This is a genomic window from Sphingomonas sp. IC-56 (genome assembly GCF_021043375.1).
Classification (GTDB): Bacteria; Pseudomonadota; Alphaproteobacteria; order Sphingomonadales; family Sphingomonadaceae; genus Sphingomonas.
Map to the genome: position 1 here is coordinate 421153 of NZ_JAJNDV010000001.1, position 24250 is coordinate 445402.

The following is a 24250-nucleotide window of genomic DNA, read 5'->3' on the forward strand; positions in this document are numbered from 1 at the left end:
GCCCTTCCCTTCCGCGTCTTTGGGCGTGGTGCAAGCGGAACAGGCGGGCAGTTTTGTACTGTCGCCGGAAAGAGGAAGCGGGACCCCGGCTTAGCGCCGGGGTGACGGGTACTGGCTCAGGCGTCGGCCCAGCGGCGCAGCAGGTTGTGATAGGTGCCGGTCAGCTCGATCACCGAGCGATCCGCGCCGCCGAGCTGCGCGGTGAGGCGCTGCACCGACTGGTCGAGGTCGAACAGGACGCGCCGCGCGCCGTCGTCGCGGACCATGGATTGCAGCCAGAAGAACGAGGCGACGCGCGTGCCGCGCGTGACCGGCGTCACATGGTGCAGGCTGGAGGAGGGATAGAGCACGGCGTGGCCGGCGGGGAGCTTCACCTGCTGGACGCCGAAATGGTCCTCCACCACCAATTCGCCGCCGTCATAGTTGGCTGGGTCTTCCAGGAAGAGCGTCATCGACAGGTCGCTGCGGATGCGGAACTCGGTGCCGCGCTGGATGCGGATGGCATTGTCGACATGGGTGCCGAAGGTCTGGCCTTGGCCATAGCGGTTGAACAGGGGCGGAAAGACCTTGAGCGGCAGGGCGGCGGCGAAGAACAGGGGCGAGCTGCCCAGTGCGTCGAGCACCATCGCGCCGGCTTCGCGCGCGGCGGTGCTGTTTTCGGGAAGCTGCTCGTTCTTCTTGGCGAGCGCCGACTGATGGCCCGAAGTGGCGTTGCCGTCGATCCATTCGGCCGCGTCGATGAGCGCGCGCAGGCGCTGCACCTGCGCGGCGTCGAGCAGGTCGGGTATCGCGATCATCATGGCAGTGCAGTCTCTAGTTCGGGCCAGCGCGAGCCGCGCAGCCAGGCGCGTGCCTTGGCCAGGAAGGCGGGTGTGGCGGTTTCGGCACAGCGGCTCAGCCAGTGGCGGGCGGCGTCGAGGTCGCCCGCCTCGGCCAGCATGCGGGCGTGGTTGAAGGCGCCACGGAAATCGCCGCCTTGTGCCGCGCTGGCATAACAGGAAGCGGCCTTGGCCATGTCGCGGGGAACGACCCAGCCATCCTCGTGGAAGCTGCCGACGTAATTGATCGCCTTGGCGTTGCCCATGGCGGCGGCACGCTCGAACCATTGCAGCGCGGCGGGCTTGTCCTCCGCCACGCCTTCGCCAAGCGTCAGCGCGGTGGCGTAATTGTACATGCCCCAGTCGAGCCCACGCTCGGCGGCGATGCGGAAGCATTCGGCGGCGCGGACCTTGTCGACGGGCACGCCCCAGCCGAGATCGTAGCAGCGCCCGACCATGTTGAGCGCCATCAGGTGGCCCTGTGCCGCGGCCTGGTTGAACCAGCTAAAGGCGGCCTTGGCGTCGCCCTGGTCTAGCAGCATCTGCGCCCACACCGCCTGTGCCTCGGCCACGCCTGCCTCGGCCCCCTGGCGGATGAGCGCCGCCCGCTCCTCCGGCGAACCGGACAAGCGGGCGGCGACCTCCTGGGGGGAGAGCGTGTCGAGATCGGCGCGGCTGGTCAGAACTTGATCCCCAGCGTCGCGAAGGCGGAGCGGCCGGGCGCGATTGCCGCATAGTGCGCGGTGAAGGCCTGGGGGTAATAGGTCTTGTTCGTCAGGTTCTGCACGTTGACGCTCAGGTCGATGCGATCGTTGATCGCGTAGCCGATGCGCGCGTCGAAGCGCCAGTAATCGGGCACGGAGCGCACCAGCACCTTGGTGGCGGGGTTCACCGTCACCACGCCGGCCGCGTTCTGCGTGGCGGTGCGGTTGTCGGCGTAGCCGCCGAATACGCGGCTCATGTAGAAGGCGCCGCCGCCGATGCTGAGGCCGGTGGTGGGCTTCACGGTCGCCCAGAGGGTGAAGCTGTCGCGCGCGGTCTGGGGTGCCTGGCGGCCGGTGTTGACCGAGGGGACCAGGACGGCGCGCGCGGGCTGGAGCCCGGTCGCGGCGGCGGTCAGCGCGGTGAAGCCGCCATCGGTGATGACCGGATCCAGATGCGAATAGCCGCCGAACAGGTTGAGCCACGGCGTGACATTGCCATTGGCGTTGAACTCGATGCCGCGGATGCGGCGGGTGCCGATGAACTCCACGGTGTTGTTGGGACCGGTCACGCGGGCGTTGTCGGTGTCGGTCTGGAACGCGGCGAGGCTGAGCGAAAGCTGGTTGTCGAACAACGCCGCCTTTGCGCCGACTTCGTAGGACTTCGACTTCTCGACCTTCAGGCTGTCGAGCAGCGCGACCGCGGCCGGGGTGTTGGTGGTGCCCAGGCTATTACCCTCCTGCCCTTCGCCAAGCAGGCTGTTGGGCGGCGTCGCCGAGGTTGCGTAGCTGGCATAGAGGCTGGTGGTGCGCGTGGGCTTGAACACCAGGCCCGCCTGCCAGTTGAACAGTTCGTCGGTGCGCTCGAGGCTGAAGGTGGTGGCGGCGCCGGCCGCGAGGCCGGGCGTCACCTTCGAGGTGAAGCGATCGAAGCGCAGCCCGACGTTCAGCAGCAGCTGCGGGAGCAGCGTGATCGTGTCGAAGCCATAGACCGAGACGGTGTGCGCGTCGTTCTGGGTCTCGGCGCTGTGCGCGTTCTTGGTGATCGGCGTCTGGGGCGAACCGACCGTGTCGTTGGCGTAATTGACCCACGGGTCGTTGGGGTTGGCCGAGAAGGCGCTGGTGCAATTGAAGCGTGAGAGGCCGAGCGTGTTGCACCGCGCCGTCGCGCTACCGGCGTTGACGGCATAGGTGCCGCGCCGCGCCTTTTCCCAGCTGAGTTCCGCGCCGACCGCGAAGCTGTGCTTGATCGAGCCGGTGTTGAACACACCGTACAGGTCGGTCTGGTTGCTCAGCGCCTCGGCATAGCCATAGCGGGTGTTGGCGCGGCGCCAGACCTGGCCGGTGTTGTAGACATTGCCCTGCTGGTCGTCGGGCTGGGTGAAGATATAGGCCTGGGAATTGAAGCTGTAGCGCGCGCTGTTGCGCAGGGTGACGCCGCCGAAATCATGTTCGACGCGCAGGGTGGCCTGATGCGTGGTGGTGTCGCGGAAGTCGCGGGATTTCAGGCCATAGAAGGTGTCGCGGTCCACGCGCCCAGAGACGCCGTTGGCGGCGGTATAGTCTCCCATCGCAGGCTCGGAATAGATCTCGCCAGTGCCCGGCGCGTTGCCGATGGTGTACAGATAGGGAATGCCGCTGTCGGGCAGTTCCTCGGTCTGGAGATAGTAATAGCCGAGCGTCAGCCGCGTGTCGGTGCCCAGCCCGAGCGTGAGCGACGGCGCTACGCCCCAGCGCTTCGCCCAGATCGCTTCGCGCCCGGCAAAGTCCTGATCGTGGTACATCGCCGCGATGCGCAGGCCGATGGTGGAGCCCAGGTCCTGGTTCAGGTCGATCGTCGCGCGCTTGTAATCGTCGGTGCCAAGGCTTGCCGTCGCGCGGACGAAATCGCCCTGCACCGGCAGCTTGGTGATGATGTTGATCGAACCGCCCGCGCTGCCGCGGCCGCCCAGCGTCGAGTCCGAGCCGCGCACCACCTGCACCTGCTCGACGGCGAAGGTCTCGCGGCTCTGTGCACCAATGTCGCGCACGCCGTCGACAAAGGTCGAACCCTGGCTGTCGAAGCCGCGGATGAAAGGGCGGTCGCCAACCGGGTTGCCGCCCTCGGCCGCGCCAAAGGTGATGCCGGGCACCGTGCGCAGCGCGTCGGCCAGCGTGACGGAGCCGGTCTGCTCGATGACGTCCTTGGGCAGCACCACTACGGAGCGGGGCGTGTCCACCACCTTTGCCGTGGCCTTGGGGCCCGCCTGCTCGTTGCGGGCGCCGGTTACGACGACGTGGTCCTGATCGGACTCCCCTTCCGCCGGAGCCGCTTCCTTGGACGCGTCCGCAGCCGGCTCAAGATCGCCTGCTTGCGCGGCCGGCGCAGTCGCGACGAAGCCGACACAGGCGAGCGCGAGAAAGGCGGGCGCCGCGGAACGGCCGGAAGACTGGGATCGGATCACAGGAAGAATGCCCCTTTTGGCTATCGTTGCCAGGGCGTCTATTGCGAGCCATTCGCAGAGTCAATGCTAATGCGAGTGTTTCGCAACTTTGTCGCGGCGAGCTCTAGCTACTGCGCGCAATCAGCCAGCTGCGAATGGCGCTGGCCAGGTTGGGAGGATCCTCGCCCTGGATGCGGGCATGGTCGATTGCAGCCACCAACGCGCTGAGTGGCAGCGCACGCGCGGCGGCTTCGGTCTCCAATGCCTGCCAGAACAATGGCTCCAAGCTGATCGAGGTCTGGTGTCCGGCGATGGTGATCGAGCGCTTGACCGGCCCCCGGAAGCCCCCCGGGGGCGGATCAAGCGTCATTCGGTGTCGAACAGCGACGCCAGCTGCTCGACCATCGTCCCAGCCAGCTGCTCGGCATCCATGATCGTGACCGCACGGTCATAATAGCGCGTCACGTCGTGGCCGATGCCGATCGCCACCAGGCTGACGGGCGAGCGCGCCTCGATCCAGCCGATCACCTGGCGCAAATGCCGCTCCAGATAGGAGCCGGAATTGACGGACAGGGTGGAGTCATCCACCGGTGCGCCGTCGGAGATCACCATCAGGATCTTGCGGTCCTCGGGCCGCGCGATCAGCCGGCCATGCGCCCATAGCAGCGCCTCGCCGTCGATATTCTCCTTGAGCAGCCCTTCGCGCATCATCAGCCCCAGCGAGCGCTTCGCGCGGCGCCAGGGCTCGTCGGCCTGTTTGTACACGATGTGCCGCACGTCGTTGAGGCGGCCCGGTTGTGCGGGGCGGCCCTCGGCCAGCCACTTCTCGCGCGACTGGCCGCCCTTCCAAGCGCGGGTGGTGAAGCCGAGCACCTCGGTCTTGACCCCTACCCGCTCCAGCGTGCGGGCGAGAATGTCGGCGCTGATCGCGGCGATCGAGATCGGGCGGCCGCGCATCGACCCCGAATTGTCGATCAGCAGCGTCACGACCGTGTCCTTGAACTCGGTATCGCGCTCGATCTTGTAGCTGAGGGACTGAGTGGGGTTCACCACCACGCGCGCCAACCGGGCGGCGTCGAGCATCCCTTCGTCCTGGTCAAAGTCCCAGCTGCGCGACTGCTGCGCCATCAGCCGGCGCTGGAGCCGGTTGGCGAGCTTGGTCACCGCGCCCTGCAAATGGACCAGCTGCTGGTCGAGATAGGAGCGCAACCGGTCGAGCTCTTCGGCGTCGCACAGGTCGGTGGCGGCGATCACTTCGTCGAACTGAGTGGTGTAGGGCCGATAGTCGAACAACGGCGGAAGATCGCTGTGCGCACGGTTCGGGCGATTGGGCACCATGCCCTCCTCGCCTTCGTCACCCGGCTCGCCATCGCCATCGTCCATCGCGTCGGACTGCTGCTGCTCGCCGTCCTCGGTTTCGTCGGACTCGCGCTGCTCGCCGCGCGCCTCTACTTCACCCTCGCCTTGTTCGGACTGGGTGTCGCCCTCTTCCTCGCCAGGCTGTTCCTGGTCGTTGTTGCCTTCGTCTTCCTCGCCGCCTTCATCGGCTTCGTCGGGAAGCACTTCGCCCTCGACCAGCTCCAGCTCCTGCAGAAGCTTGGTGGCGAGCGCCGCATAGGCGCGCTGATCGTCGATCGCGAGCGCCAGCGCGTCCAGATCGCCGCCGGCCTTTTCCTCCACCCAGTCGCGCACCAGCGCCAGGCCCATCGCGGCACTGGCCGGCGCCTCGCGCCCGGTCAGCCGCTCGCGCACCATCAGCCCCAGCGCGGTCGACAGCGGCACTTCCTCGCGATTGCGCGCGCGGGCGATCGGATCGGAGCGCAGGCGAACCGCGAGCGCATGGTCGAGATTGTCGGCGATGCCGGCATAGCCGCGCCCGCCCAGCGCCTCGATCCGCGCTGTCTCGACCGCGTCGAACACGCCGCGCGCAATCGGATCGGCGGGCGAATGGCGCAGATGCACGGCGTTGTCATGGTGGCGCATGCGCAGCGCGAAGCTGTCGGCAAAGCCACGCGCCTCAGCCACCTGTTCGGCCGGAAGCCCGCGCGGCGGCATCGGCACCTTGATGCTGCGCCCGTCCTGGCGCGGCGGATCGGTGGTGAAGCTCAGCTCCGCCTCCGCCTCGCCCGAAAGCGCACGCGCCGTGCCGCCGAGCACGGCACGGAATTGTTCAAGCGGAGAGTCGGCGGCCACGCGCGCTTATGCCTTCCCCACAACGCTTTCGGGCAGGTCCTTGCCGAAGACGCGCTGATAATATTCGGCGACCTGCGCACGCTCGGCCTCGTCGCACTTGTTGAGGAACGAGAGGCGGAAGGCGAAGCCCACATCCTTGAAGATGTCGGCATTCTGCGCCCAGGTGATCACCGTGCGCGGGCTCATTACGGTGGAGATGTCGCCGTTGATGAAGCCGCGGCGGGTGAGCTCGGCGACGCGGACCATGTTCTCGACCAGTTCCTTGCCGCCCGGCTTGTCATAGTCGCCCGACTTGGCGAGCACGATCCGCGCCTCGGTCGCAGCGGGCAGATAGTTGAGGGTGACGACCACGTTCCAGCGGTCCATCTGGCCCTGGTTGATCTGCTGCGTGCCATGATAGAGCCCACTGGTGTCGCCCAGGCCCACCGTGTTGGCGGTTGCGAACAGCCGGAACCACGGGTTCGGGCGGATGACTCGGTTCTGGTCGAGCAGGGTCAGCTTGCCCTCGGTCTCCAGCACGCGCTGGATCACGAACATCACGTCGGGGCGGCCGGCGTCATATTCGTCGAACACCAACGCGGTCGGCGTCTGCAGGGCCCAGGGCAGCAGGCCCTCGCGGAATTCGGTGACCTGCTGGCCGTCCTTGAGCACGATCGCGTCGCGGCCGATCAGGTCGATACGGCTGATATGCGCGTCCAGGTTGATGCGGATGCACGGCCAGTTGAGCCGCGCCGCCACCTGTTCGATGTGCGACGACTTGCCGGTGCCGTGATAGCCCTGGATCATCACGCGGCGGTTGTGCGCGAAGCCGGCAAGGATCGCGAGCGTGGTGTCAGCGTCGAAGACATAGGCCGGGTCGAGATCGGGCACGCGCTCGTCCGCCTCGCTGAAGGCCGGCACTTCCATGTCGATGTCGATGCCGAACAGGTCGCGCACGCTCACCGTCTTGTCGGGAGCCTGGAGGATGGTGGTGTCCCGGCTGTCCGGCTGGGTGTTGGAGAGGTCGGCCATCAATGCAATCCGATCAGTAGCGTTCAAGCCCGCCTAAGCCCTGGCGGCGTGCACCGCAACACACGCGGCGGGGGTTCAGTCGCTCAGGAACGCAGGAAGTCGGAAAAGGTCGACGAAGCGTTGGGCGGTTTGCAGATTTCCCGTCACGCGCAGCTTTTCCGCCGCGATATTTTCGACGAGCAGGACGGGGCCATAGAAGCTGTGTGCCAGGGCCAGCGGCTGCCCCTCGAACAGAAGCTCGGCACCCGCAGGATCTTCGCGCCGAACCTCAAGCCGGCCATCAAGGATTGCTGCGCGGAATGGCTCCCCGCCGACAAGGAACCCCAGGTCCAGGCCTAGGTCGCGCGACGCCACCGGGTCCATCATCGTGCGCAGCGACAGCATGAAGGCGGTGTTGCTGAGCGGCATGGTCACGTCATGCGCGGGCGATCCCGCCGCCCATCGGCTGAGCGCGAAGATCGGCTCCTCCAGCGCCCGCCCCCACCGGGTGAGAGCATAGACCTGCGTGTTGGCGGGTGACGGCAGGGTTTCGCGGCGCAGGATGCCGCCCTTTTCCAGTCCTTCGAGCCGCTGAGTGAGGATGTTGGCGCTCAGCCCTGTAAGCGCGCTGCGGATCTCGCCGAAGCGGCGCGGGCCAAGCAGCAGTTCGCGCACGATCAGCAGCGACCACCGCTCCCCGATCAGATCCATCGCAAGCGCCGTGCCGCATGCGTCCTGATACCAACGTCGTGCCTTGTTGAAATCCGTTTCGGTTACTTTTTGTGACTTCATAGTTGTTTTTTGTAACTGTCAGGCGCATTCAATTCAACAAGACGATTCGCCAACGCAGCGTTTCCAAGCGGGAGAAGAACGATGTCGAAGATGATCTTCGTGAACTTGCCGGTGGCAGATGTCGCCAGATCGACGGCGTTTTACGAGGCGATCGGCTTCACCAAGGACGAGCAGTTCAGCAACGAACAGGGCGCTTCGATGCGGTGGTCGGACGAGATATCGATCATGCTCCTCAGCCACGATTTCTATCGCAGTTTCATGCCGCACAAGGCGATCGCCGATACGGCGGCCACCAGCGAGGTGATCCTGTGCCTTTCCTTCGACAGCCGCGAGGCAGTCGATGCCGTTGTGGAGCGGGCAATCGCAGCCGGAAGCAAGGGCGACGTCAACGAACCCGACGACCATGGCTGGATGTACGGCCGCTCGTTCGAGGATCTCGATGGGCACAGCTTCGGGCCGTTCTTCATGGACCTGGAGGCCGCCAAGGCTGCGATGGCGGGTGACGCCGAAGCGGCCTGATGCCGAACACCTTAGCCAGAAGAAGGAGAGGATCATGCCTGTCGACCCGAACAGCGACATCGAAGTCACTGCATTCGACTGGGTTCCCGATTTCGCGCGCGGTTATGTTCGCGACTTCCGCGTGCGATGGGCGCTGGAGGAAGCGGGAAGGACCTATCGCACCCGGCTGATCAGCGCGTTGAAGCGACCGCAGGATTATTTCGCCGAACAACCCTTTGGGCAGGTGCCCGCCTATCGCGACGCCCAGGTGCAGTTGTTCGAATCCGGCGCGATCGTGCTGCACATCGCTAGCACGTGCGACGCGCTGCTTCCGACCGACATCGGCGGCCGGGCACGGGCCACGGCATGGCTGGTCGCCGCGCTCAACAGCGTCGAGCCGATGCTGATGGAACTGGTCACCGTCGACGTCTTCGCGGCCGGAGAGGACTGGGCGAGGCTGCGCCGGCCGAGCCTGGTCCAGACGATCCGGACGCGGCTGGGCCATTTGGCCGACGCGCTGGGCAGGCGCGACTTTCTGGAGGAACAGTTCACCGCCGGTGACCTGATCATGGCGTCTGCGCTGCGCGCGCTGGAATCGACCGATCTGCTTGCGGAGCATCCGAACCTCGCAGCCTATCAACGGCGCTGCCTTGAGCGACCAGGATACGGTGCCGCCATCGCCGCGCAGCTGGCGGACTTTCGTGACGACGCATCCATCGCAGCCTGAAGGAGGACCGACATGCCGTATATCGACGGGTTCGTGGCACCGGCCAAGGACAAGGAAGCCTATCGCGACATGGCCGCTCAGGCGGCGCCCATCTTCATCGAACATGGCGCACTGCAGGTGGTGGAAGGCTTTGGCCACGACGTGCCGCGCGGCGAAGTGACCGACTTCTATCGCGCGCTGAAGGCCGAGGACGGCGAGACGCCGGTCTTTTCCTGGATCATCTGGCCCGACAAGGCGACCCGCGACTCAGGCTGGGAAAAGGTCATGGCCGACGACCGCATGAAGCCACCCGCCGAGATGCCGTTCGACGGCAAGCGCATGTTCTGGGGCGGGTTCGAACCCATTGTCGACGTCAAAGCCTGAAGGGAGGCGGATATGACCAATCCCCATGGTACCCCGATCTGGTACGAGCTGATCACCGGCGATCCCGATGCCGCGCAGGCATTCTACACCCAGGTCATCGGCTGGAGCGTTGCCGGCTTTGGTGGCGCGACGATCAAAGGGCCCGACGATTATCGCATCCTGAGCGCAGTCGATGGGCACGGCATTGGCGGGGTCATGAAGACGCCGGCCGGTGCGCCATCGCAGGCGCGCTGGTTGGGCTATATCGGTGTGGACGATGTCGATGCGGCCTTCGCCAGGATAGAGGCCGCGGGCGGAACCGCGATTATGCCGCCGACGACCCTGAACGGCGTCGGGCGCATGGCGCTGGTCGCGGACCCCCAACGCGCACCCTTTTACCTGATGCGCGGCGCAAGCCCGGAGGCAAGCCGCGCCTTCGATGCCACGGCGGAGGGTCATTGCACCTGGCACGAGCTGATGACCCGGGACGATCAGGCGGCCCTCGCCTTCTATGCCGAACAGTTCGGCTGGTCTCGCGACGGCGCCATGCCGATGGGCGATATGGGCGAATACAGCTTCCTGGCTCATGGCGGGGTGCAGATCGGCGCGGTGATGTGTGCGCCACCCGGCGAACCTGTCGGCTGGCAGTTCTATTTCCGCGTGGGGGATATCGAGGCGGCACATGCGCGTGTGCAGGATGCGGGCGGCACAGTGCACATGGCGCCGCACGAGGTTCCGGGCGGCGACTGGATCGTGGTCGCCAGCGATCCCCACGGCGCGCGCTTCGGACTGGTGGGCACGAAAAGCTGAGGGGGACAAGATGCAGGAGCAAGACAGCATCCATGAACTCGTCGTCGAGCGGCTGATCGACGCGCCGATCGAAGCCGTGTGGCGGGCCTATACCGATCATCTGGGCGAATGGCTCTGCCCGGCGCCCTGGCGCGCCGAAGTCGTCGAGATGGACCTGCGCGCCGGCGGGCGCTCGGTAGTGACGATGCACGGCCCGAACGGCGAGATGATGCCCAACGAAGGCGTGTATCTGGAGGTGGTGCCGCAGCGGCGGATCGTCTTCACCGATGCCTTCAGCCATGGCTGGAACCCGGCGGGCCCGTTCATGGTCGGCCTGTTCGAGTTCGAGCCGGAAGGCGAGCGCACCCGTTATCGCGGCACGGCCCGCCACTGGACGGCAGAGGCCAAGGCCCAGCACGAAGCGATGGGTTTCGCCGACGGCTGGAGCAAGGTGGCCGAGCAGTGGGAGGCAGTCGCCAGGCGGATTGCCGAGGAGCCGACCGCTTAAGCGAAGGCAGGCGAGCCCTTGAGCTGCTGATACGCTGCGATCACGCGCCGCAGCCGGTCTTCGTTGCTGCGGTCGCCGCCGTTGCGGTCGGGGTGGAATTTGCGGACCAGCTCCGAATAGCGTTTGCGCAGCCCAGCACGGTCGGCATCGATTTCCAGGTCGAGCGTCTTCAGCGCCTCCCGGTCCGGGCCGGACAGCGGCTTGCCGTCCTTGCGCTCGCCGCGATCCTTCACCCGGTCGCGAAAGCGCGCACCGATCGCGTCGAGCGGGTCGGCGAAATCGGCCCAGCGCGGGGGACGGTCGGTGCCGCCGGTGGCATTGAAGGCACGCGTCTCGCGCTCCCAGCCGGCCAGCGGGCGCTGCGCATCGTGGATCTCGTCGGGGCTCATGCCCTTGAAGAAGTTGTAGCCGGAATTGAACGCGCGGACATGCTCCAGGCACAGCCAACGAAACTGCGGCGGGCCATCGGCAGTGTGTCCGGTACCCCCCAGTGGTGGCGCGCGGAACTCGCCGGCCTGGTCGCAGCCGGCTTCTGCGCACAGCCGCCCGGGCGCTTCCACGCGGCCATGGAAACGGGCGTTCGGACGATCTTTCTTGGGCTGGCTGCTGGCCACGCGACTCCCTCGGCAAAGCGGCCTATATAGGCGCGATGACAATGCCTTCCAGCGCCCCCTTGGCCGATCAGATCGCCGCTCGTCTCATGGCTTCGCTCAACCCGACGCAGCTGCATGTTTCCAACGACAGCGCCCAGCATCGCGGCCATCTGGGAGATGACGGCACGGGCGAAACGCACTTCACCGTTACGGTGGAAGCCCCTGCATTCGCCGGACTTTCGCGCGTTGCACGGCAGCGGCTGGTGAACCAGGCGCTGGCAGACCTGCTGGAAACCCGCATCCACGCCCTGGCCATCAAGGCACGGGCACCCGGAGACGTGCAATGAGTGACCTCGCCCCTGCCGACCTGATCCTCCAGACCATCGAGCCGACCACCCATGACCTGGGCGGATTCAAGGTCCACCGCACCCTGCCCTCCAAGCCGCGGACGATGGTGGGACCCTTTATCTTCTTCGACCAGATGGGGCCTGCGCGGTTGAGCGTTGGCAGCGGCATCGACGTGCGGCCGCACCCGCATATCAACCTGGCGGCGGTGACGTATCTCTATGCCGGGGCGATCGACCATCGCGACTCGCTCGGCACCTTCGCGACGATCGCGCCGGGCGCGGTGAACCTGATGACGGCCGGGCACGGCATCGTCCATTCGGAGCGCTCGCCTTCGGCCGAGCGCGCGGTCGGGCCGGAGCTGTCGGGCATCCAGACCTGGCTGGCGCTGCCCGAGCGCAACGAGGACATGGACCCGGCGTTCGAGCATGTGCCCGCCGAAGACCTGCCGGTCATCCAGGCGAGCGGCGCGACTGCCCGCGTGGTGATGGGCGAGCTGTGGGGTGCCTCGGCACCAACCACCAACTATGCCCAGACCATCTATGCCGACATCATGCTGGAGCCCGGCGCGAGCATCCCGATCGACCCGGCGGCGGACGAGCGCGCGCTGTATGTGGCGATGGGCGACGCGACGCTGGACGGCTTGGAGCTGATGCCGCTGCGGCTTTACGTGCTGCGCCCGGGAACGCGGGCGACGCTGCGCTCGGAGTGCGGGGGTCGGGTGATGCTGTGCGGTGGCGAGGCGTTCACCACCCCGCGCCATGTTTGGTGGAACTTCGTCTCCTCCAGCCGCGACCGGATCAACCAGGCCAAGGACGACTGGAAGGCCGGCCGCTTCCCCAAGGTGCCAGGCGACGACAAGGAGTGGATCCCCATTCCCGAAGTGCCCAAGACGGTCAGCTATCCCTGATCCATGCGCACGCGGCTGAGCATCTGCGCCCGCAAGCGGCGATATGCGTCTGAACCGGACGCCGTCGCCGCCGCAATGGCGGCGGACATCGTGCTGCGCCCCTATCATTGCGAGCGGTGCGGGCAGTTTCACCTGACCAGCCGCACCAAGGGCAAGCGGCCGCTGCCGGGAACGGCGGCAGGTACTTCCGCGTCTACCGGCTGAAATCGCGAACAGGAGAGATCATGGACTTGCAGCGCATTGCTCTTGCGACCGGCGTCGAACTGGATGTCGCCATTGCCGGCGATCCCGCCAATCCGCCGATCATCCTGCTCCATGGCTTTCCGGAGTCGCACCGCACCTGGCGGCACCAGATCCCGGAACTCGCACGCGACCATTATGTGATCGCGCCGGACCAGCGGGGCTATGCGCGCTCCTCAAAGCCCGAGGGCGTGGAGAGCTACAAGGCCGACAAGATCATCGCCGACCTGATGGGGCTAGCCGATGCGCTGGACGTGAAGCACTTTACGCTGGTGGGGCATGACTGGGGCGGCGCCATCGCCTGGGGCGCCGCGATCCTGCATCCGCTGCGCGTGAAGCGGCTGGTGATCCTGAACGCGCCCCATCCGCGCGTCTTCCAGAAGAGCCTGTATGACAGCCGCGACCAGCGCAAGGCGAGCCAATACGTCAACACCTTCCGCAACACCGCGCTCGACCAGGGCATGACCGGCAGCGCGCTGGAGCACTTCTTCGCCTCCGGGTTTGCCCAGCATGTGGTGGGCGGCATCGGTGGCGAGGAAAAGGCGATCTACATGGACCAGTGGAGCCAGCCCGGCGCGATGACGGCGATGCTCAACTGGTATCGGGCCAGCAGCTTCGACGTGCCTAAGCCCGATGAAGACGTGGCGCGCCCGGCCGAGCTCGACGCCCCCTTCCCGCCCGTCACCCAGCCGACGCTGGTGATCTGGGGCATGCAGGACAAGGCGCTGCTGCCCATGCAGGTGGACGGGCTTCCGCCCTATGTGCCGAACCTCAGCGTGGTGAAGATCGAGGATGGCGGGCACTTCATCCCTTGGGAGAAGCCCGAGGCGGTGAACAGGGCGCTGCGTGGCTGGCTGGCGGCGGAAGTTTAGAAAAGTTTAGGCCAAAGCACGCTTTTCGCATGCTGGCGGATGCTATCGACGAACCTTGTCAAAGAGCCTCGAGCGAAGTTCAGCAGACCAAATCCTACATTGCAACCTGCTTGCCTGCGGCGAAGTTTTGCTGCGGGCCGTTCGTGTTGCGCGCGGCAGGGGCTGCCAGTAAAGCCCGGCCTCCCATGCAAGAACCCTTGATCCTCGCCGTGCCCAAGGGCCGGATTCTCGAAGAAGCGCTGCCGCTGCTGGCGGCCGTCGGGATCGTCCCCGAGCCGGCGTTCAGCGACGAGAACAGCCGCGCGCTGCGCTTTTCCACCAACAACCCCATGATCGACCTGATCCGCGTGCGCGCGTTCGATGTCGCGACCTTTGTCGCGCATGGTGCGGCGCAGCTGGGAATCGTCGGGTCTGACGTGCTGGCCGAGTTCGCGTATTCCGAGCTCTATGCGCCGGTCGACCTGGGGATCGGGCGGTGCCGGGTTTCGGTCGCCGAGCCCGCCGACATGGCCGAGAAAGACGATCCGCGCGGCTGGAGCCACGTACGCATCGCCACCAAATATCCCCACATCACCCGCGCGCATTTCGAGGCGCGGGGCGTTCAGGCCGAGTGCGTGAAGCTGAACGGCGCGATGGAGCTGGCACCCGTACTGGGGCTGGCGCCGCGCATCGTCGACCTGGTGTCGTCGGGCCGCACGCTGAAGGAAAACGGATTGGTGGAAGTGGAAGTGATCGCCGAAGTAACCAGCCGGCTGGTGGTCAACCGGGCGGCGTTCAAGACGCGCGCGACCGAAGTCGTGCCGCTCGTCGACGGGTTCCGGAGGGCGGTGGCATGATCCGGCTCGACTCCAGTTCTGCGACTTTCGCAGCAGCGTTCACCGAACTGGTCAATGCGCGGCGCGAAGCGGACGCCGATGTCGCGCGCGATGTGGCCGCGATCATCGCGCGGGTGCGTGATGAGGGTGACGCGGCACTAAGGGAGCTGACGCATCGCTTCGACCGGTTCGACCTGGATGCTTCGGGGTGGACGATCGATCGTGCGGCGTGCCTGGCGGCGTATGAAGGGCTGACCGACGAGTTGCGCGGCGCGCTGGAGCTCGCGGCCGAGCGCATCGCGGCGTATCACGTCAAGCAGGTGCCGGAGAACAGCGAGACCGTCGAGCAGGGCATTCGCCTGGGCGCGCGCTGGCGCCCGGTGGATGCGGCGGGCGTGTATGTGCCCGGTGGGCGCGCGGCCTATCCGTCGTCGGTGCTGATGAACGCGATTCCGGCGAAGGCTGCAGGCGTGAAGCGGCTGGTGATGGTAACGCCGACGCCGAATGGCGAGGTGAACCCGCTGGTGCTCGCCGCGGCGCATGTGGCCGGCGTGGACGAGCTATGGCGCGTCGGCGGCGCGCAGGCGATTGCGGCGTTGGCCTATGGCACCGACAGCATCGCGCCGGTCGACGTGATTACTGGGCCCGGCAATGCCTGGGTCGCGGAGGCCAAGCGCCAGCTTTACGGCGTGGTGGGCATCGACATGGTCGCGGGCCCATCCGAGATCGTCGTCGTTGCCGACGGCAAGAACGATCCCGAATGGATTGCCGCCGACCTGCTGAGCCAGGCCGAGCATGACCCGACCAGTCAGTCGATCCTGTTCACCGACGACGCCGCGTTGGCCGACGCAGTCGCCGCGGCAGTGGACGCGCAGATCGAGACGCTGGCCACGCGCGAGACGGCAAGGGCGAGTTGGGATGCCAACGGCGCGATCGTGCTGGTGCCCAGCCTCGCCGATGCCATCCCGCTGGTCGACCGACTGGCGCCCGAGCATCTCGAACTCGCCTGCGACGAGGCCGACGATCTTTTCGAACTGGTGCGGCACGCCGGATCGGTTTTCCTGGGGCGGCACACGCCCGAAGCCGTTGGGGATTATGTCGCCGGGCCGAACCATGTCCTTCCGACCGGGCGGCGCGCGCGTTTCGCTTCGGGACTTTCCGTGCTCGACTTCATGAAGCGGACCAGCTTTCTGGGATTGGACGAAAGCGGGCTGGCTGCTATCGGGCCGGCCGCGGTAGCCCTCGCCAATGCCGAAGGGCTGCCGGCCCATGCCCGTTCGGTGGCGATCCGTCTGGATCGCTAAACTCCCTCGGCCTTCCTGCGTTGGAGGGCCGAGACAGAAGGATCTTTCGATGCCCAGCCCCAAGTCCCGCACGCGTTCCAAGGCTCGCGCCGCCGCGCGGCTTGCCGCCGTGCAGGCGCTCTACCAGCATGAGATGGAAGGCACGCCGATCCCCTCGCTGTTGCACGAGTTCCACCAGCATCGGCTGGGCGCGACGATCGAGGACGAGGAATATGCCGACGCGGACAGCATCCTGTTCGACGATATCGTCAAGGGCGTGACTGCGCGGGTCGAGGAGATCGACCGCGTGATCGCGGGCAAGCTGTCGACGGGGTGGTCGCTGGAGCGGCTCGACAAGCCGATGCGCCAGATCCTGCGCGCGGGGACGTACGAACTGATCGCGCGGCAGGACATTCCGGTGGGCGCGGTGATCAACGAGTATCTCGACGTGACTGACGCGTTCTACGACCGCCGCGAGAAGGGGTTTGCCAACGGGCTGCTTGACGCGGTCGCGAAGGAAGTGCGGGGTTGAATTTGATCCTCCCCCGGAGGGGGAGGGGGACCGCGCACGCAGTGCGTGGTGGAGGGGTATTCTCCTCATTGTTCAAAGCCCGCGGAGAATACCCCTCCACCATGCTGCGCATGGTCCCCCTCCCCCTCCGGGGGAGGAATTGATGGACGAAGCTTCCTTCATCGCCGCGCTGCGGACCCTGCCGCTGCACCCGGGGGCGCAGGACCTGCGCGATGATTGCGCGCTGCTCGAGGTTGGCAGCGAGACGCTGGTGCTCACCCATGATGCGATTGCCGAGGGCGTGCATTACCGCCCCGGCACCGATCCTGCGGACATCGCCTGGAAGCTCGTTGCGGTGAACCTGTCCGACCTCGCGTCCAAGGGCGCCGAGCCGCTGGGTGTGCTGATCGGCGCTTCACTGATTGAGCAAAGCGAGGGTGTCGTAGAGGGCCTGCGCGAAGTTCTGGAGCGCTACCAGGTGCCGCTGCTCGGCGGTGACACGATCCGGCCGCAGGGACCCCCTGTTTTTGGCTGCACCGCCATCGGACGGGCGACCGTAACCCCGGTGCCGGCGCGGACGGGCGCGCGCGTGGGCGATGCGCTCTATGTTGCTGGGACGATCGGCGCGGCGATGCTGGGATTTCAGGCCGGTGACGGCGCAGCCTATCTCCGCCCGCAGCCGATGCTCAGCGAGGGCCGCGCGCTGGCGCCGCTGGTGCATGCGATGATGGACGTGTCCGACGGGCTGCTGCTCGACGCCAGCCGGATGGCGGTGGCGAGCGGGTGCACGGCCTCTATCAAGCTCGACGCGGTGCCTTTCCCCGCTGGCATGTCGACCGACGACTGGGCCGCGGCCGTGCGCTGGGGGGACGATTACGCGCTGCTGTTCGCCGCGCCTGCTGACATCGTCCTGCCGGTGCCGGCGGTCCGCATTGGTACCATGCTGGCGCCCGGAGGGCACCCGCTGTTGCTCGACGGCGCGGCACCCGAAGGATCCTTGGGATATCAACATAGCTGAGCGGGTTGCACTGGTTCGCCCCCGTGTTACCCTCCCCTTCCCTTCCGTAGATCGGCAGGAGACCGACGCGGAGCCCAAGTCTCAGGGAGGACTTACTCGATGACGTTAGTCTATTTCGCCATTGCTTGCGGCCTGGTGGCCGTGGCTTATGGCTTCCTTACCAGTGGACAGGTTCTGCGCGCGCCGGCGGGCAATGCACGGATGCAGGACATCGCCGCCGCCATCCAGGAGGGGGCCAAGGCGTATCTTGGCCGCCAATATCTTACCATTGCCATTGTCGGCGCGATCGTTGCCGTGGTGCTGTTCTTCACTCTGGGGGAGCTGTCGACGCTCGGTTTCCTGATCGGCGCGGTGCTTTCCGGCGTTGCAGGTTTTGTCGGCATGAACATCTCGGTACGCGCCAATGTCCGCACGGCCGAGGCTGCGCGCGGATCGTTGCAGGGCGGGCTTACGCTCGCCTTCCGCTCCGGCGCGGTGACGGGCATGCTGGTAGCTGGCCTCGGGCTGCTCTCCATCGCGGTGCTGTTCTGGTACCTGGTCGCGGTTGACGGCCATCCGCCCAATGACCGGCCGGTGATCGAGACGCTGACCTCACTGGCCTTTGGCGCTTCGCTGATCTCGATCTTCGCGCGGCTGGGCGGCGGCATCTTCACCAAGGCGGCCGACGTAGGCGCCGACCTGGTGGGCAAAGTTGAAGCCGGCATCCCGGAGGATGACCCCCGCAACCCGGCGGTGATCGCGGACAATGTCGGCGACAATGTCGGCGACTGCGCGGGCATGGCCGCCGACCTGTTCGAGACCTATGTCGTGACCCTTGGCCTCACCATGGTGTCCATCGCGCTGCTGATGCGCGGGCTGGACAGCGAGTTGCTCACCACGCTGATGGCGCTGCCGCTGATCGTGGGCGGCGTGTGCATCATCACCTCGATCATCGGGACGTACATGGTGCGGCTGGGCAAGGGCCAGTCGATCATGGGCGCGCTGTACAAGGGGTTCTGGACCACGGTGCTCCTGTCGGTGCCGGCGATCTGGTTGGTCACCAGCTACGCGCTGGGCGACATGAGCGCGCTGATCGGCGGCGCGCCGGATTCGAGCGGCTTCCTGAACGGCACCTCGACTGCGCTCACCGATGAAGCCAATCTCGGCCTCACCAGCGGGCCGCAATTCACCGGCTGGGACCTGTTCTACTGCATGATGATCGGCCTGGCGGTCACCGGCCTGCTGGTGTGGATCACCGAATACTACACCGGCACCAATTATCGCCCGGTCAAGTCGATCGCCAAGGCATCGGTGACCGGGCACGGCACCAACGTCATCCAGGGGCTGGCGATCAGCCTGGAATCCACTGCACTGCCGACCTTGGTGATCGTGGTGGCGGTGATCGCGACCTATCAGATCGCCGGGATCATCGGCGTTGCGTTCGCGGCGACCTCGCTGCTGGCGGTGGCCGGCATGGTGGTTGCGCTCGACGCGTACGGCCCTGTGACCGACAATGCCGGCGGCATCGCCGAGATGGCGGGGCTGGAGGATGAAGTCCGCCACCGGACCGACGCCCTCGACGCGGTGGGCAACACCACCAAGGCCGTGACCAAGGGCTACGCGATCGGATCGGCGGCACTGGCGGCTTTGGTGCTGTTCGGGGCGTACACTACCGACCTGCGCGAGTTCTTCCCCAACGCCAATGTCGATTTCTCGCTCAGCAATCCATATGTCATCGTCGGGCTGCTGCTCGGGGCACTGCTCCCCTATCTGTTCGGCGCGTTCGGCATGACCGCGGTCGGCCGTGCGGCCGGCCACGTGGTGGAGGACGTCCGCAACCAGTTCCGCGACAATCCCGGCATCATGCAGGGCACCAGCCGCCCCAACTATGCCCGCACCGTCGACATCGTCACCCGTGCCGCGATCAAGGAAATGATCATCCCCTCGCTGCTGCCGGTGCTCAGCCCGATCGCGGTGTACTTCATCGTGACGGCCGTCGCCGGACAGAATGAAGGCTTCGCGGCACTGGGCGCGATGCTGCTCGGCGTGATCGTCTCCGGCCTGTTCGTCGCCATCTCGATGACCAGCGGCGGCGGCGCCTGGGACAATGCCAAGAAGTATATCGAGGACGGCAACTATGGCGGCAAGGGATCCGAAGCGCACAAGGCGGCGGTGACCGGCGACACCGTCGGCGATCCGTACAAGGACACCGCCGGCCCAGCGGTGAATCCGATGATCAAGATCACCAACATCGTCGCGCTGCTGCTGCTGGCGGCGCTCGCCGGACAGGCGGCGGGGTGACCGTACGGCCCCGCCCGAGCGCACTTGGGCGGGGCCTTTTCTTTTCCGGCATGCCCCTGTAAAGGCTCCGCCGTTTCCGCGGGCGCTTACCGTAACGAGGCAGTTTTTGGCGAAAGAAGAACTTCTGGAAATGCGGGGTCAGGTGGTTGAGCTTCTGCCCAACGCCATGTTCCGTGTTCGGCTTGAAAATGATCACGAGATCCTCGGCCATACTGCCGGCAAGATGCGCAAGAACCGCATCCGCGTGCTGGTAGGCGACGAAGTGCTCGTCGAACTGACGCCCTACGACCTGACAAAAGGCCGCATTACCTATCGCTTCAAGTGAACGCTGCGGCATGCGGCTGGTCCTGGCTTCCACCTCGCCGCGGCGGCTGGACCTGCTGACGCGCATCGGCGCCGCCCCTGCGCGCGTCGCCGCGCCCGATATCGACGAGAGTCCCAGGCCCGGCGAACTGCCGCGTGACTATGCGACGCGGCTAGCGCGCGAAAAGGCGCAAGCCGTTCCCCGCGAGGACGGCGAACTGGTGATTGCGGGCGACACGACGGTCGCGCTGGGCCGCCGCATCCTTCCGCCCGCCGAAACCGAAGATACACAGCGCCGCCTGCTGGGCCTGCTTTCGGGCCGCCGCCACCATGCGCTGTCGGCGGTGTGCGTGATCGGGGCCGACGGCCGGGCGCGCACGCGGCTTGCCGATACGGTGGTCATCTTCAAGCGGCTGACCGAGCAGGAGATCGCCCGGTACATCGCGTGCGGCGAAGGGCTGGGCAAGGCCGGCGGCTATGCGATCCAGGGCCGTGCGGAAGCGTTTGTGCGGCGCATCGATGGCACCCATTCCGGTGTCGTTGGCCTGCCCTTGTTCGAAACGCGCGCGCTGCTGGAAAGCGCCGGCTACCCGCTTGGCTGAGTGGCTGTACGAGCTGGGGATCGGCGAGGTTCGCGCCGCGCTTGTGTCGCGCGGTACCATCTGGAAGGCACGCATCGAGCTGGAAGGTAGCGGCCCGCGCGTCGACACCGTCGCCATGGCGCGGCTGGTCGACCGCAGCACGGGCAAGGTCACGCTGGAAAGCGGCGAGGATGCGCTGTGCGATCCGCTGCCCAAGGGGGTGACGCAGGGCGCCAGCTTCAAGGTCCGCATCGTGCGCGAATCCATCCCCGAGCCCGGCCGCCCCAAGCTGCCCAAGGCCGTGCCCGCTGCGCCCGACGCGCCGATCGCCCCAGGGCCCGATCTGCTCACGCGCATCCACGCCGGCGACGTGCCGACACGCCAGCTGCGCGCGCATGAAAGCGACTTGCTGGAGGAGGCCGGCTGGTCCGAAATCCTCGACGAGGCGATCAATGGCGAAATCCGCTTCGCCGGCGGCGCGCTGCGCCTGTCCCCCACGCCCGCAATGACACTGTTCGATGTCGACGGCCCTGCCCCGCTCGAGCCGCTGGCGGTTGCCGCAGCGCATGCCGTGGCGCGCGCCATCGAGCGGCATGGCATCACCGGCTCGATCGGCATCGACTTCCCCACGCTCGCCAACAAGCAGGCCCGCCAGGCAATCGCCGAAGCGATCGACGCGGCGCTGCCGCAGCCCTTCGAGCGGACCACCGTCAACGGTTTCGGCTTCCTCCAAATCGTGCGCCGGCGCCGCCGGCCTTCGCTGCCCGAGCTACTGCGCGCCGATCTGGTGGGGGCCGAAACGCGTGCCGAGCTTCGCCGGCTGGAACGGCTTCCACCGCCGCCGCCCCCCACCCATATGGTGACGCAGCGGATCGGGCGGCGGCTGGCGCAGCGGCCGGACTGGACCGCGGAACTGGCGCGGCGCACCGGCGGCGCGACGACCTTCACATCCGCAAAGGACTGATCATTGGCAAAGCGTGACGCCTGCCCGCTGTGCGGCAAGCCGGTTCAAAGCGAACACAAGCCCTTTTGCAGCAAGGGGTGCCGCGACCGCGACCTGCTGCAGTGGCTGGGCGAGGGATATCGCGTCCCCGGCGACCCAGTTGACCCAGATGCACAAACTGGGCTGGACAGGCTCGATTCGCGCGACTAAGAGGCCCGCTCCCGCACTCGTCGGGACATGCCCGGGTAGCTCAGTTGGTAGAGCATGCGACTGAAAATCGCAGTGTCGGCGGTTCGACTCCGTCCCCGGGCACCACTTTCTTCTCCTTGTTTTTTGCGGCTTAGAATCATTCGCTAGTACGTGGATGAGAAGATGCGTGCAGCGTCAACTTTCGCCGCCACACAAGCGAATGAGGGTGTTCCCCGGCGCCCATGTCCGGTCTTCGGTTTCAGCAGCCAATTACTGGCAGTGCGTACCGCTGTTCGGGGCTATCCCCTGCTCAACGGCCACACACGCCAGGATGAAAGCGGATGCGCCTGCTGTCTGCGCGTCGCGCGCTTATACGCATGCCGAGCCCGATCAAGGTCGGGCCCGGGGTCAGGTGCTCAGAGCGGCAGTCCCACGTAGTTTTCCGCGATCGCAAGCTGCATGGCACGCGATTGCGCGACATAGTTGAGCTCGGCCTGCTGCATGCGGTGTTCGAACGGGCCGTCCTCGGGAAAGCGGTGCATCAGCTTGGTGAGATACCAGCTGAAGCGCTCTGCCTTCCAGATCCGGGCCAGCGCCCTTGCTTCATAGGCAGCAAGGGCGCTGTCGTCGCCTTGCCTGTAGTGCCCGATCAGCGCATCGGCGAGATAGGCCACGTCGGATGCGGCCAGGTTAAGGCCCTTGGCGCCCGTGGGCGGCACGATGTGCGCGGCGTCGCCGGCAAGGAACAGTCGGCCGTGGCGCATCGTCTCGCAGACATAGGAACGCAGCGGCGCGATCGACATCTCCAGTGCCGGTCCACGCGTTACGCCGCGTTCGCTGATCGAGTCGAAGCGCAGCGCCAGTTCCTCCCACAGCCGGTCCTCGCTCCAGTCCTCGACCCGATCGGTCAGCGGCACCTGGATGTAATAACGGCTGCGCGTCGGCGAGCGCATGGATGCCAGTGCGAAGCCGCGCGGGCCATTCGAATAGATCAGCTCGGGATGGCAGGGCGGAACGTCGGCCAGGATGCCGAGCCAGCCGAAGGGATATTCCCGCTCGAATTCGCGCACCAGGGGCGCAGGGATCGACTTGCGCGAAGGCCCGTGAAATCCATCGCATCCGGCGATGAAGTCACAATCCACGCGATGCTCGATGCCATCCCTGGAATAGGTAATCGCGGGCGCATCGCTGTCCGCCCCGTGGATCGCCAGATCCTTCGCCTCGAACACGATCTCCAGCCCACGCTCCGGCGCCGCGTCGATCAGGTCCCTGGTGACCTCGGTCTGGCCGTAGACGACGACATGCTTGCCGGTGAGGGCGGTGATCTCAATGCGGATCCGCCTCTCACCGTCGGCGAGGTTGAATCCTTCCTCGTGCAGCCCATTCGCGTTGAGGCCAGTGTCGATGCCCAGCTTGTGCATCAGATCGGTCGTTACGGTTTCCAAGACGCCGGCGCGGATGCGCCCCTCGACATATTCGCGCGCCTGGCGCTCGACGATGATGCAGTCGACGCCCGCCTGCTTGAGCAGATGCCCGAGCAGCAGTCCGGACGGCCCGGCGCCGATGATCGCGACGGGCTTCCTCATGCGGTCAGCTGCTTCTCGAGCGCGTCGAGCACGCGATAGCAGGGCAGCACCTGCGCCACGCTCGCATTGGGCTCGCGCCCCTCCCGGATCGCAGCGACGAATTCGCGATCCTGCAATTCGATGCCGTTGGTAGAGAGGGCGACGCCGGTCAGGTCCACCGGCTCTTCCTTGCCCGTCACCAGATCGTCATAGCGCGCGATCCAGGTGGCGTTGTCGCAGATGTAGCGGAAGAAGGTGCCGAGCGGCCCGTCATTGTTGAAGCTGAGCGAAAGCGTGCAGATCGCCCCGCTTTCGGCCTTCAGCTGGATCGACATGTCCATGGCGATGCCCAGCTCCGGGTGGGTCGGCCCCTGGATCGCATTTGCAGCGACGATCGGCCCGGCTTGATAGGCGAAGAGGTCGACGGTGTGTGCCGCATGGTGCCACAGCAGGTGATCGGTCCAGGAGCGTGCCTCGCCCTTGGCATTCATGTTCTTGCGGCGGAAGAAATAGGTCTGGACGTCCATCTGCTGGATGTTCAGCTCGCCCGCGGTGATCTTGTTGTGGATGAACTGGTGGCTCGGGTTGAACCGCCGGGTGTGGCCAACCATCGCCACCAGCCCGGTCTCCTGCTGCTTGGCGAGCACGGCTTCGCCATCGGCGAGGTTGTCGCACAGCGGGATTTCTACCTGAACATGCTTGCCGGCTTGCATGCACTGGATCGCCTGCGCCGCATGCATTTGCGTGGGCGTCGCCAGGATCACCGCGTCGAGGCCGGGTATCGCCAGCGCTTCGGCAAGCTCAGTGGTCGAGTGGCCGATACCGTATTTGGCGGCGACTGCCTGGGTGGGCTCGAGCCTGCGGCCGACCACTGAGACGACCTCGACGCCGCCGATGAGCTTCAGAGCGTCGAGGTGCTTTTCACCAAAGGCGCCGGCACCGGCGAGAGCGATTTTCATGTCTTCTCCTTCTCAAGCCCCTCTCCTTCAGGAGAGGGTTTGGGTTGGGGCCGTGCCCCATG

28 protein-coding genes and 1 tRNA gene are annotated in these 24250 nt (G+C 66.4%); 19 read left to right on the forward strand and 10 right to left on the reverse strand.

Translation table 11 applies throughout. The annotated features are described in order from the left end of the window. Positions 1-116 precede the first annotated feature (116 nt). From LQ953_RS02140 to LQ953_RS02170, 7 genes are all read right to left on the reverse strand, one after another. Positions 117-800 (reverse strand): Fe2+-dependent dioxygenase, encoded by a 684-nt coding sequence (locus LQ953_RS02140; protein WP_231028798.1) that lies wholly within the window; start codon positions 798-800, stop codon positions 117-119. Beyond that, positions 797-1501 (reverse strand): tetratricopeptide repeat protein, encoded by a 705-nt coding sequence (locus LQ953_RS02145; protein ID WP_443026536.1) that lies wholly within the window; start codon positions 1499-1501, stop codon positions 797-799. Before LQ953_RS02145 ends, LQ953_RS02140 begins: the two co-directional genes overlap by 4 nt. Continuing rightward, the gene (locus LQ953_RS02150) at positions 1498-3963 is read right to left on the reverse strand and encodes a TonB-dependent receptor (RefSeq protein WP_231028800.1); all 2466 of its coding nucleotides are present in this window, start codon (positions 3961-3963) and stop codon (positions 1498-1500) included. Before LQ953_RS02150 ends, LQ953_RS02145 begins: the two co-directional genes overlap by 4 nt. Before the next feature lie 103 nt (positions 3964-4066). Next, the gene (locus tag LQ953_RS02155; protein WP_231028801.1) at positions 4067-4312 is read right to left on the reverse strand and encodes a ribbon-helix-helix domain-containing protein; all 246 of its coding nucleotides are present in this window, start codon (positions 4310-4312) and stop codon (positions 4067-4069) included. Next, complete coding sequence (gene cobT / locus LQ953_RS02160) at positions 4309-6135, reverse strand: cobaltochelatase subunit CobT (RefSeq protein ID WP_231028803.1); 1827 nt, start codon at positions 6133-6135, stop codon at positions 4309-4311. The genes LQ953_RS02155 and cobT overlap by 4 nt, the downstream gene beginning before the upstream one ends. A 6-nt stretch (positions 6136-6141) precedes the next feature. Then, on the reverse strand, positions 6142-7146 hold the full coding sequence (cobS, locus tag LQ953_RS02165) for a cobaltochelatase subunit CobS (protein ID WP_231028804.1): 1005 nt from the start codon (positions 7144-7146) through the stop codon (positions 6142-6144). Between the two features lie 75 nt (positions 7147-7221). Beyond that, on the reverse strand, positions 7222-7917 hold the full coding sequence (locus tag LQ953_RS02170; RefSeq protein ID WP_231028806.1) for a winged helix-turn-helix transcriptional regulator: 696 nt from the start codon (positions 7915-7917) through the stop codon (positions 7222-7224). An 81-nt stretch (positions 7918-7998) separates the two neighbouring features. Here LQ953_RS02170 and LQ953_RS02175 point away from each other — a divergent pair, with 81 nt between their 5' ends. From LQ953_RS02175 to LQ953_RS02195, 5 genes are read left to right on the forward strand one after another with little or no spacing between them, the layout of a single operon-like run. Further along, positions 7999-8436: a VOC family protein gene (locus LQ953_RS02175; RefSeq protein ID WP_231028814.1), complete on the forward strand. Its 438-nt coding sequence runs from the start codon at positions 7999-8001 to the stop codon at positions 8434-8436. A 34-nt stretch (positions 8437-8470) separates the two neighbouring features. Then, positions 8471-9142, forward strand: coding sequence for a glutathione S-transferase family protein (locus tag LQ953_RS02180; RefSeq protein WP_231028816.1), 672 nt, complete (start codon positions 8471-8473; stop codon positions 9140-9142). A gap of 12 nt (positions 9143-9154) precedes the next feature. After that, positions 9155-9505, forward strand: coding sequence for a DUF1428 domain-containing protein (locus LQ953_RS02185; RefSeq protein ID WP_231028818.1), 351 nt, complete (start codon positions 9155-9157; stop codon positions 9503-9505). Positions 9506-9517: 12 nt separating this feature from the next. Continuing rightward, positions 9518-10294 carry a VOC family protein gene (locus LQ953_RS02190; RefSeq protein WP_231028819.1) on the forward strand — a complete coding sequence of 259 codons (777 nt, stop codon included), beginning with the start codon at positions 9518-9520 and terminating at the stop codon, positions 10292-10294. 10 nt (positions 10295-10304) lie between these two features. Further along, the gene (locus LQ953_RS02195) at positions 10305-10781 is read left to right on the forward strand and encodes an SRPBCC family protein (protein WP_231028821.1); all 477 of its coding nucleotides are present in this window, start codon (positions 10305-10307) and stop codon (positions 10779-10781) included. On the opposite strand, the gene LQ953_RS02200 is transcribed toward LQ953_RS02195, so the two are convergent. Beyond that, complete coding sequence (locus LQ953_RS02200; RefSeq protein WP_443026529.1) at positions 10778-11395, reverse strand: J domain-containing protein; 618 nt, start codon at positions 11393-11395, stop codon at positions 10778-10780. The two genes, LQ953_RS02195 and LQ953_RS02200, sit on opposite strands and share 4 nt — an antisense overlap. A gap of 35 nt (positions 11396-11430) precedes the next feature. Between LQ953_RS02200 and LQ953_RS02205 the strand changes: the two genes are divergently transcribed. From LQ953_RS02205 to LQ953_RS02270, 14 genes are all read left to right on the forward strand, one after another. Continuing rightward, complete coding sequence (locus LQ953_RS02205; protein WP_231028823.1) at positions 11431-11721, forward strand: BolA family protein; 291 nt, start codon at positions 11431-11433, stop codon at positions 11719-11721. After that, on the forward strand, positions 11718-12629 hold the full coding sequence (locus LQ953_RS02210) for a pirin family protein (RefSeq protein WP_231028825.1): 912 nt from the start codon (positions 11718-11720) through the stop codon (positions 12627-12629). The genes LQ953_RS02205 and LQ953_RS02210 overlap by 4 nt, the downstream gene beginning before the upstream one ends. A gap of 3 nt (positions 12630-12632) precedes the next feature. Further along, complete coding sequence (locus LQ953_RS02215; protein WP_231028826.1) at positions 12633-12833, forward strand: hypothetical protein; 201 nt, start codon at positions 12633-12635, stop codon at positions 12831-12833. A gap of 20 nt (positions 12834-12853) precedes the next feature. After that, positions 12854-13741 (forward strand): alpha/beta fold hydrolase, encoded by an 888-nt coding sequence (locus LQ953_RS02220; protein ID WP_231028828.1) that lies wholly within the window; start codon positions 12854-12856, stop codon positions 13739-13741. 185 nt (positions 13742-13926) lie between these two features. Next, positions 13927-14577 carry an ATP phosphoribosyltransferase gene (hisG, locus tag LQ953_RS02225; protein ID WP_231028830.1) on the forward strand — a complete coding sequence of 217 codons (651 nt, stop codon included), beginning with the start codon at positions 13927-13929 and terminating at the stop codon, positions 14575-14577. Then, positions 14574-15860, forward strand: a complete 1287-nt coding sequence (hisD, locus tag LQ953_RS02230) for a histidinol dehydrogenase (RefSeq protein WP_231028832.1) — start codon at positions 14574-14576, stop codon at positions 15858-15860. Before hisG ends, hisD begins: the two co-directional genes overlap by 4 nt. 49 nt (positions 15861-15909) lie before the next feature. After that, positions 15910-16371 carry a transcription antitermination factor NusB gene (gene nusB, locus LQ953_RS02235; protein WP_231028834.1) on the forward strand — a complete coding sequence of 154 codons (462 nt, stop codon included), beginning with the start codon at positions 15910-15912 and terminating at the stop codon, positions 16369-16371. A gap of 142 nt (positions 16372-16513) precedes the next feature. Then, complete coding sequence (gene thiL / locus LQ953_RS02240; protein WP_231028836.1) at positions 16514-17368, forward strand: thiamine-phosphate kinase; 855 nt, start codon at positions 16514-16516, stop codon at positions 17366-17368. A 99-nt stretch (positions 17369-17467) separates the two neighbouring features. Then, positions 17468-19648 carry a sodium-translocating pyrophosphatase gene (locus tag LQ953_RS02245; RefSeq protein WP_231028837.1) on the forward strand — a complete coding sequence of 727 codons (2181 nt, stop codon included), beginning with the start codon at positions 17468-17470 and terminating at the stop codon, positions 19646-19648. A gap of 106 nt (positions 19649-19754) precedes the next feature. Then, positions 19755-19973: a translation initiation factor IF-1 gene (gene infA / locus LQ953_RS02250; RefSeq protein WP_003049127.1), complete on the forward strand. Its 219-nt coding sequence runs from the start codon at positions 19755-19757 to the stop codon at positions 19971-19973. A gap of 10 nt (positions 19974-19983) precedes the next feature. After that, positions 19984-20553: a Maf family protein gene (locus tag LQ953_RS02255; protein WP_231028839.1), complete on the forward strand. Its 570-nt coding sequence runs from the start codon at positions 19984-19986 to the stop codon at positions 20551-20553. Beyond that, the gene (locus LQ953_RS02260; protein ID WP_231028841.1) at positions 20546-21496 is read left to right on the forward strand and encodes a ribonuclease; all 951 of its coding nucleotides are present in this window, start codon (positions 20546-20548) and stop codon (positions 21494-21496) included. The genes LQ953_RS02255 and LQ953_RS02260 overlap by 8 nt, the downstream gene beginning before the upstream one ends. Before the next feature lie 3 nt (positions 21497-21499). Continuing rightward, positions 21500-21685, forward strand: coding sequence for a DNA gyrase inhibitor YacG (locus LQ953_RS02265; protein ID WP_231028843.1), 186 nt, complete (start codon positions 21500-21502; stop codon positions 21683-21685). Positions 21686-21714: 29 nt separating this feature from the next. Then, positions 21715-21790: transfer RNA gene (locus tag LQ953_RS02270), tRNA-Phe, on the forward strand. Positions 21791-22080: 290 nt separating this feature from the next. On the opposite strand, the gene pobA is transcribed toward LQ953_RS02270, so the two are convergent. Together pobA and LQ953_RS02280 are read right to left on the reverse strand one after the other, a co-directional pair. Continuing rightward, entirely contained in the window at positions 22081-23250 is a 1170-nt protein-coding gene (pobA, locus tag LQ953_RS02275; RefSeq protein ID WP_231028845.1) for a 4-hydroxybenzoate 3-monooxygenase, read from the reverse strand. Then, positions 23247-24188, reverse strand: coding sequence for a Gfo/Idh/MocA family oxidoreductase (locus LQ953_RS02280; protein ID WP_231028847.1), 942 nt, complete (start codon positions 24186-24188; stop codon positions 23247-23249). Before LQ953_RS02280 ends, pobA begins: the two co-directional genes overlap by 4 nt. Between the last annotated feature and the right edge of the window lie 62 nt (positions 24189-24250).

Bases quoted from the DNA above. Each gene is read 5' to 3' on its own strand.
- hisG (WP_231028830.1), top strand. From the start codon at position 13,927: ATGCAAGAACCCTTGATCCTCGCCGTGCCCAAGGGCCGGATTCTCGAA.
- nusB (WP_231028834.1), top strand. From the start codon at position 15,910: ATGCCCAGCCCCAAGTCCCGCACGCGTTCCAAGGCTCGCGCCGCCGCG.
- LQ953_RS02215 (WP_231028826.1), top strand. From the start codon at position 12,633: ATGCGCACGCGGCTGAGCATCTGCGCCCGCAAGCGGCGATATGCGTCT.
- LQ953_RS02210 (WP_231028825.1), top strand. From the start codon at position 11,718: ATGAGTGACCTCGCCCCTGCCGACCTGATCCTCCAGACCATCGAGCCG.
- LQ953_RS02205 (WP_231028823.1), top strand. From the start codon at position 11,431: ATGACAATGCCTTCCAGCGCCCCCTTGGCCGATCAGATCGCCGCTCGT.
- LQ953_RS02220 (WP_231028828.1), top strand. From the start codon at position 12,854: ATGGACTTGCAGCGCATTGCTCTTGCGACCGGCGTCGAACTGGATGTC.
- hisD (WP_231028832.1), top strand. From the start codon at position 14,574: ATGATCCGGCTCGACTCCAGTTCTGCGACTTTCGCAGCAGCGTTCACC.
- LQ953_RS02180 (WP_231028816.1), top strand. From the start codon at position 8,471: ATGCCTGTCGACCCGAACAGCGACATCGAAGTCACTGCATTCGACTGG.
- LQ953_RS02140 (WP_231028798.1), bottom strand. From the start codon at position 800: ATGATGATCGCGATACCCGACCTGCTCGACGCCGCGCAGGTGCAGCGC.
- thiL (WP_231028836.1), top strand. From the start codon at position 16,514: ATGGACGAAGCTTCCTTCATCGCCGCGCTGCGGACCCTGCCGCTGCAC.
- LQ953_RS02190 (WP_231028819.1), top strand. From the start codon at position 9,518: ATGACCAATCCCCATGGTACCCCGATCTGGTACGAGCTGATCACCGGC.
- LQ953_RS02185 (WP_231028818.1), top strand. From the start codon at position 9,155: ATGCCGTATATCGACGGGTTCGTGGCACCGGCCAAGGACAAGGAAGCC.
- LQ953_RS02155 (WP_231028801.1), bottom strand. From the start codon at position 4,312: ATGACGCTTGATCCGCCCCCGGGGGGCTTCCGGGGGCCGGTCAAGCGC.
- LQ953_RS02175 (WP_231028814.1), top strand. From the start codon at position 7,999: ATGTCGAAGATGATCTTCGTGAACTTGCCGGTGGCAGATGTCGCCAGA.
- LQ953_RS02280 (WP_231028847.1), bottom strand. From the start codon at position 24,188: ATGAAAATCGCTCTCGCCGGTGCCGGCGCCTTTGGTGAAAAGCACCTC.
- LQ953_RS02255 (WP_231028839.1), top strand. From the start codon at position 19,984: ATGCGGCTGGTCCTGGCTTCCACCTCGCCGCGGCGGCTGGACCTGCTG.
- pobA (WP_231028845.1), bottom strand. From the start codon at position 23,250: ATGAGGAAGCCCGTCGCGATCATCGGCGCCGGGCCGTCCGGACTGCTG.
- LQ953_RS02170 (WP_231028806.1), bottom strand. From the start codon at position 7,917: ATGAAGTCACAAAAAGTAACCGAAACGGATTTCAACAAGGCACGACGT.
- LQ953_RS02245 (WP_231028837.1), top strand. From the start codon at position 17,468: ATGACGTTAGTCTATTTCGCCATTGCTTGCGGCCTGGTGGCCGTGGCT.
- cobS (WP_231028804.1), bottom strand. From the start codon at position 7,146: ATGGCCGACCTCTCCAACACCCAGCCGGACAGCCGGGACACCACCATC.
- LQ953_RS02195 (WP_231028821.1), top strand. From the start codon at position 10,305: ATGCAGGAGCAAGACAGCATCCATGAACTCGTCGTCGAGCGGCTGATC.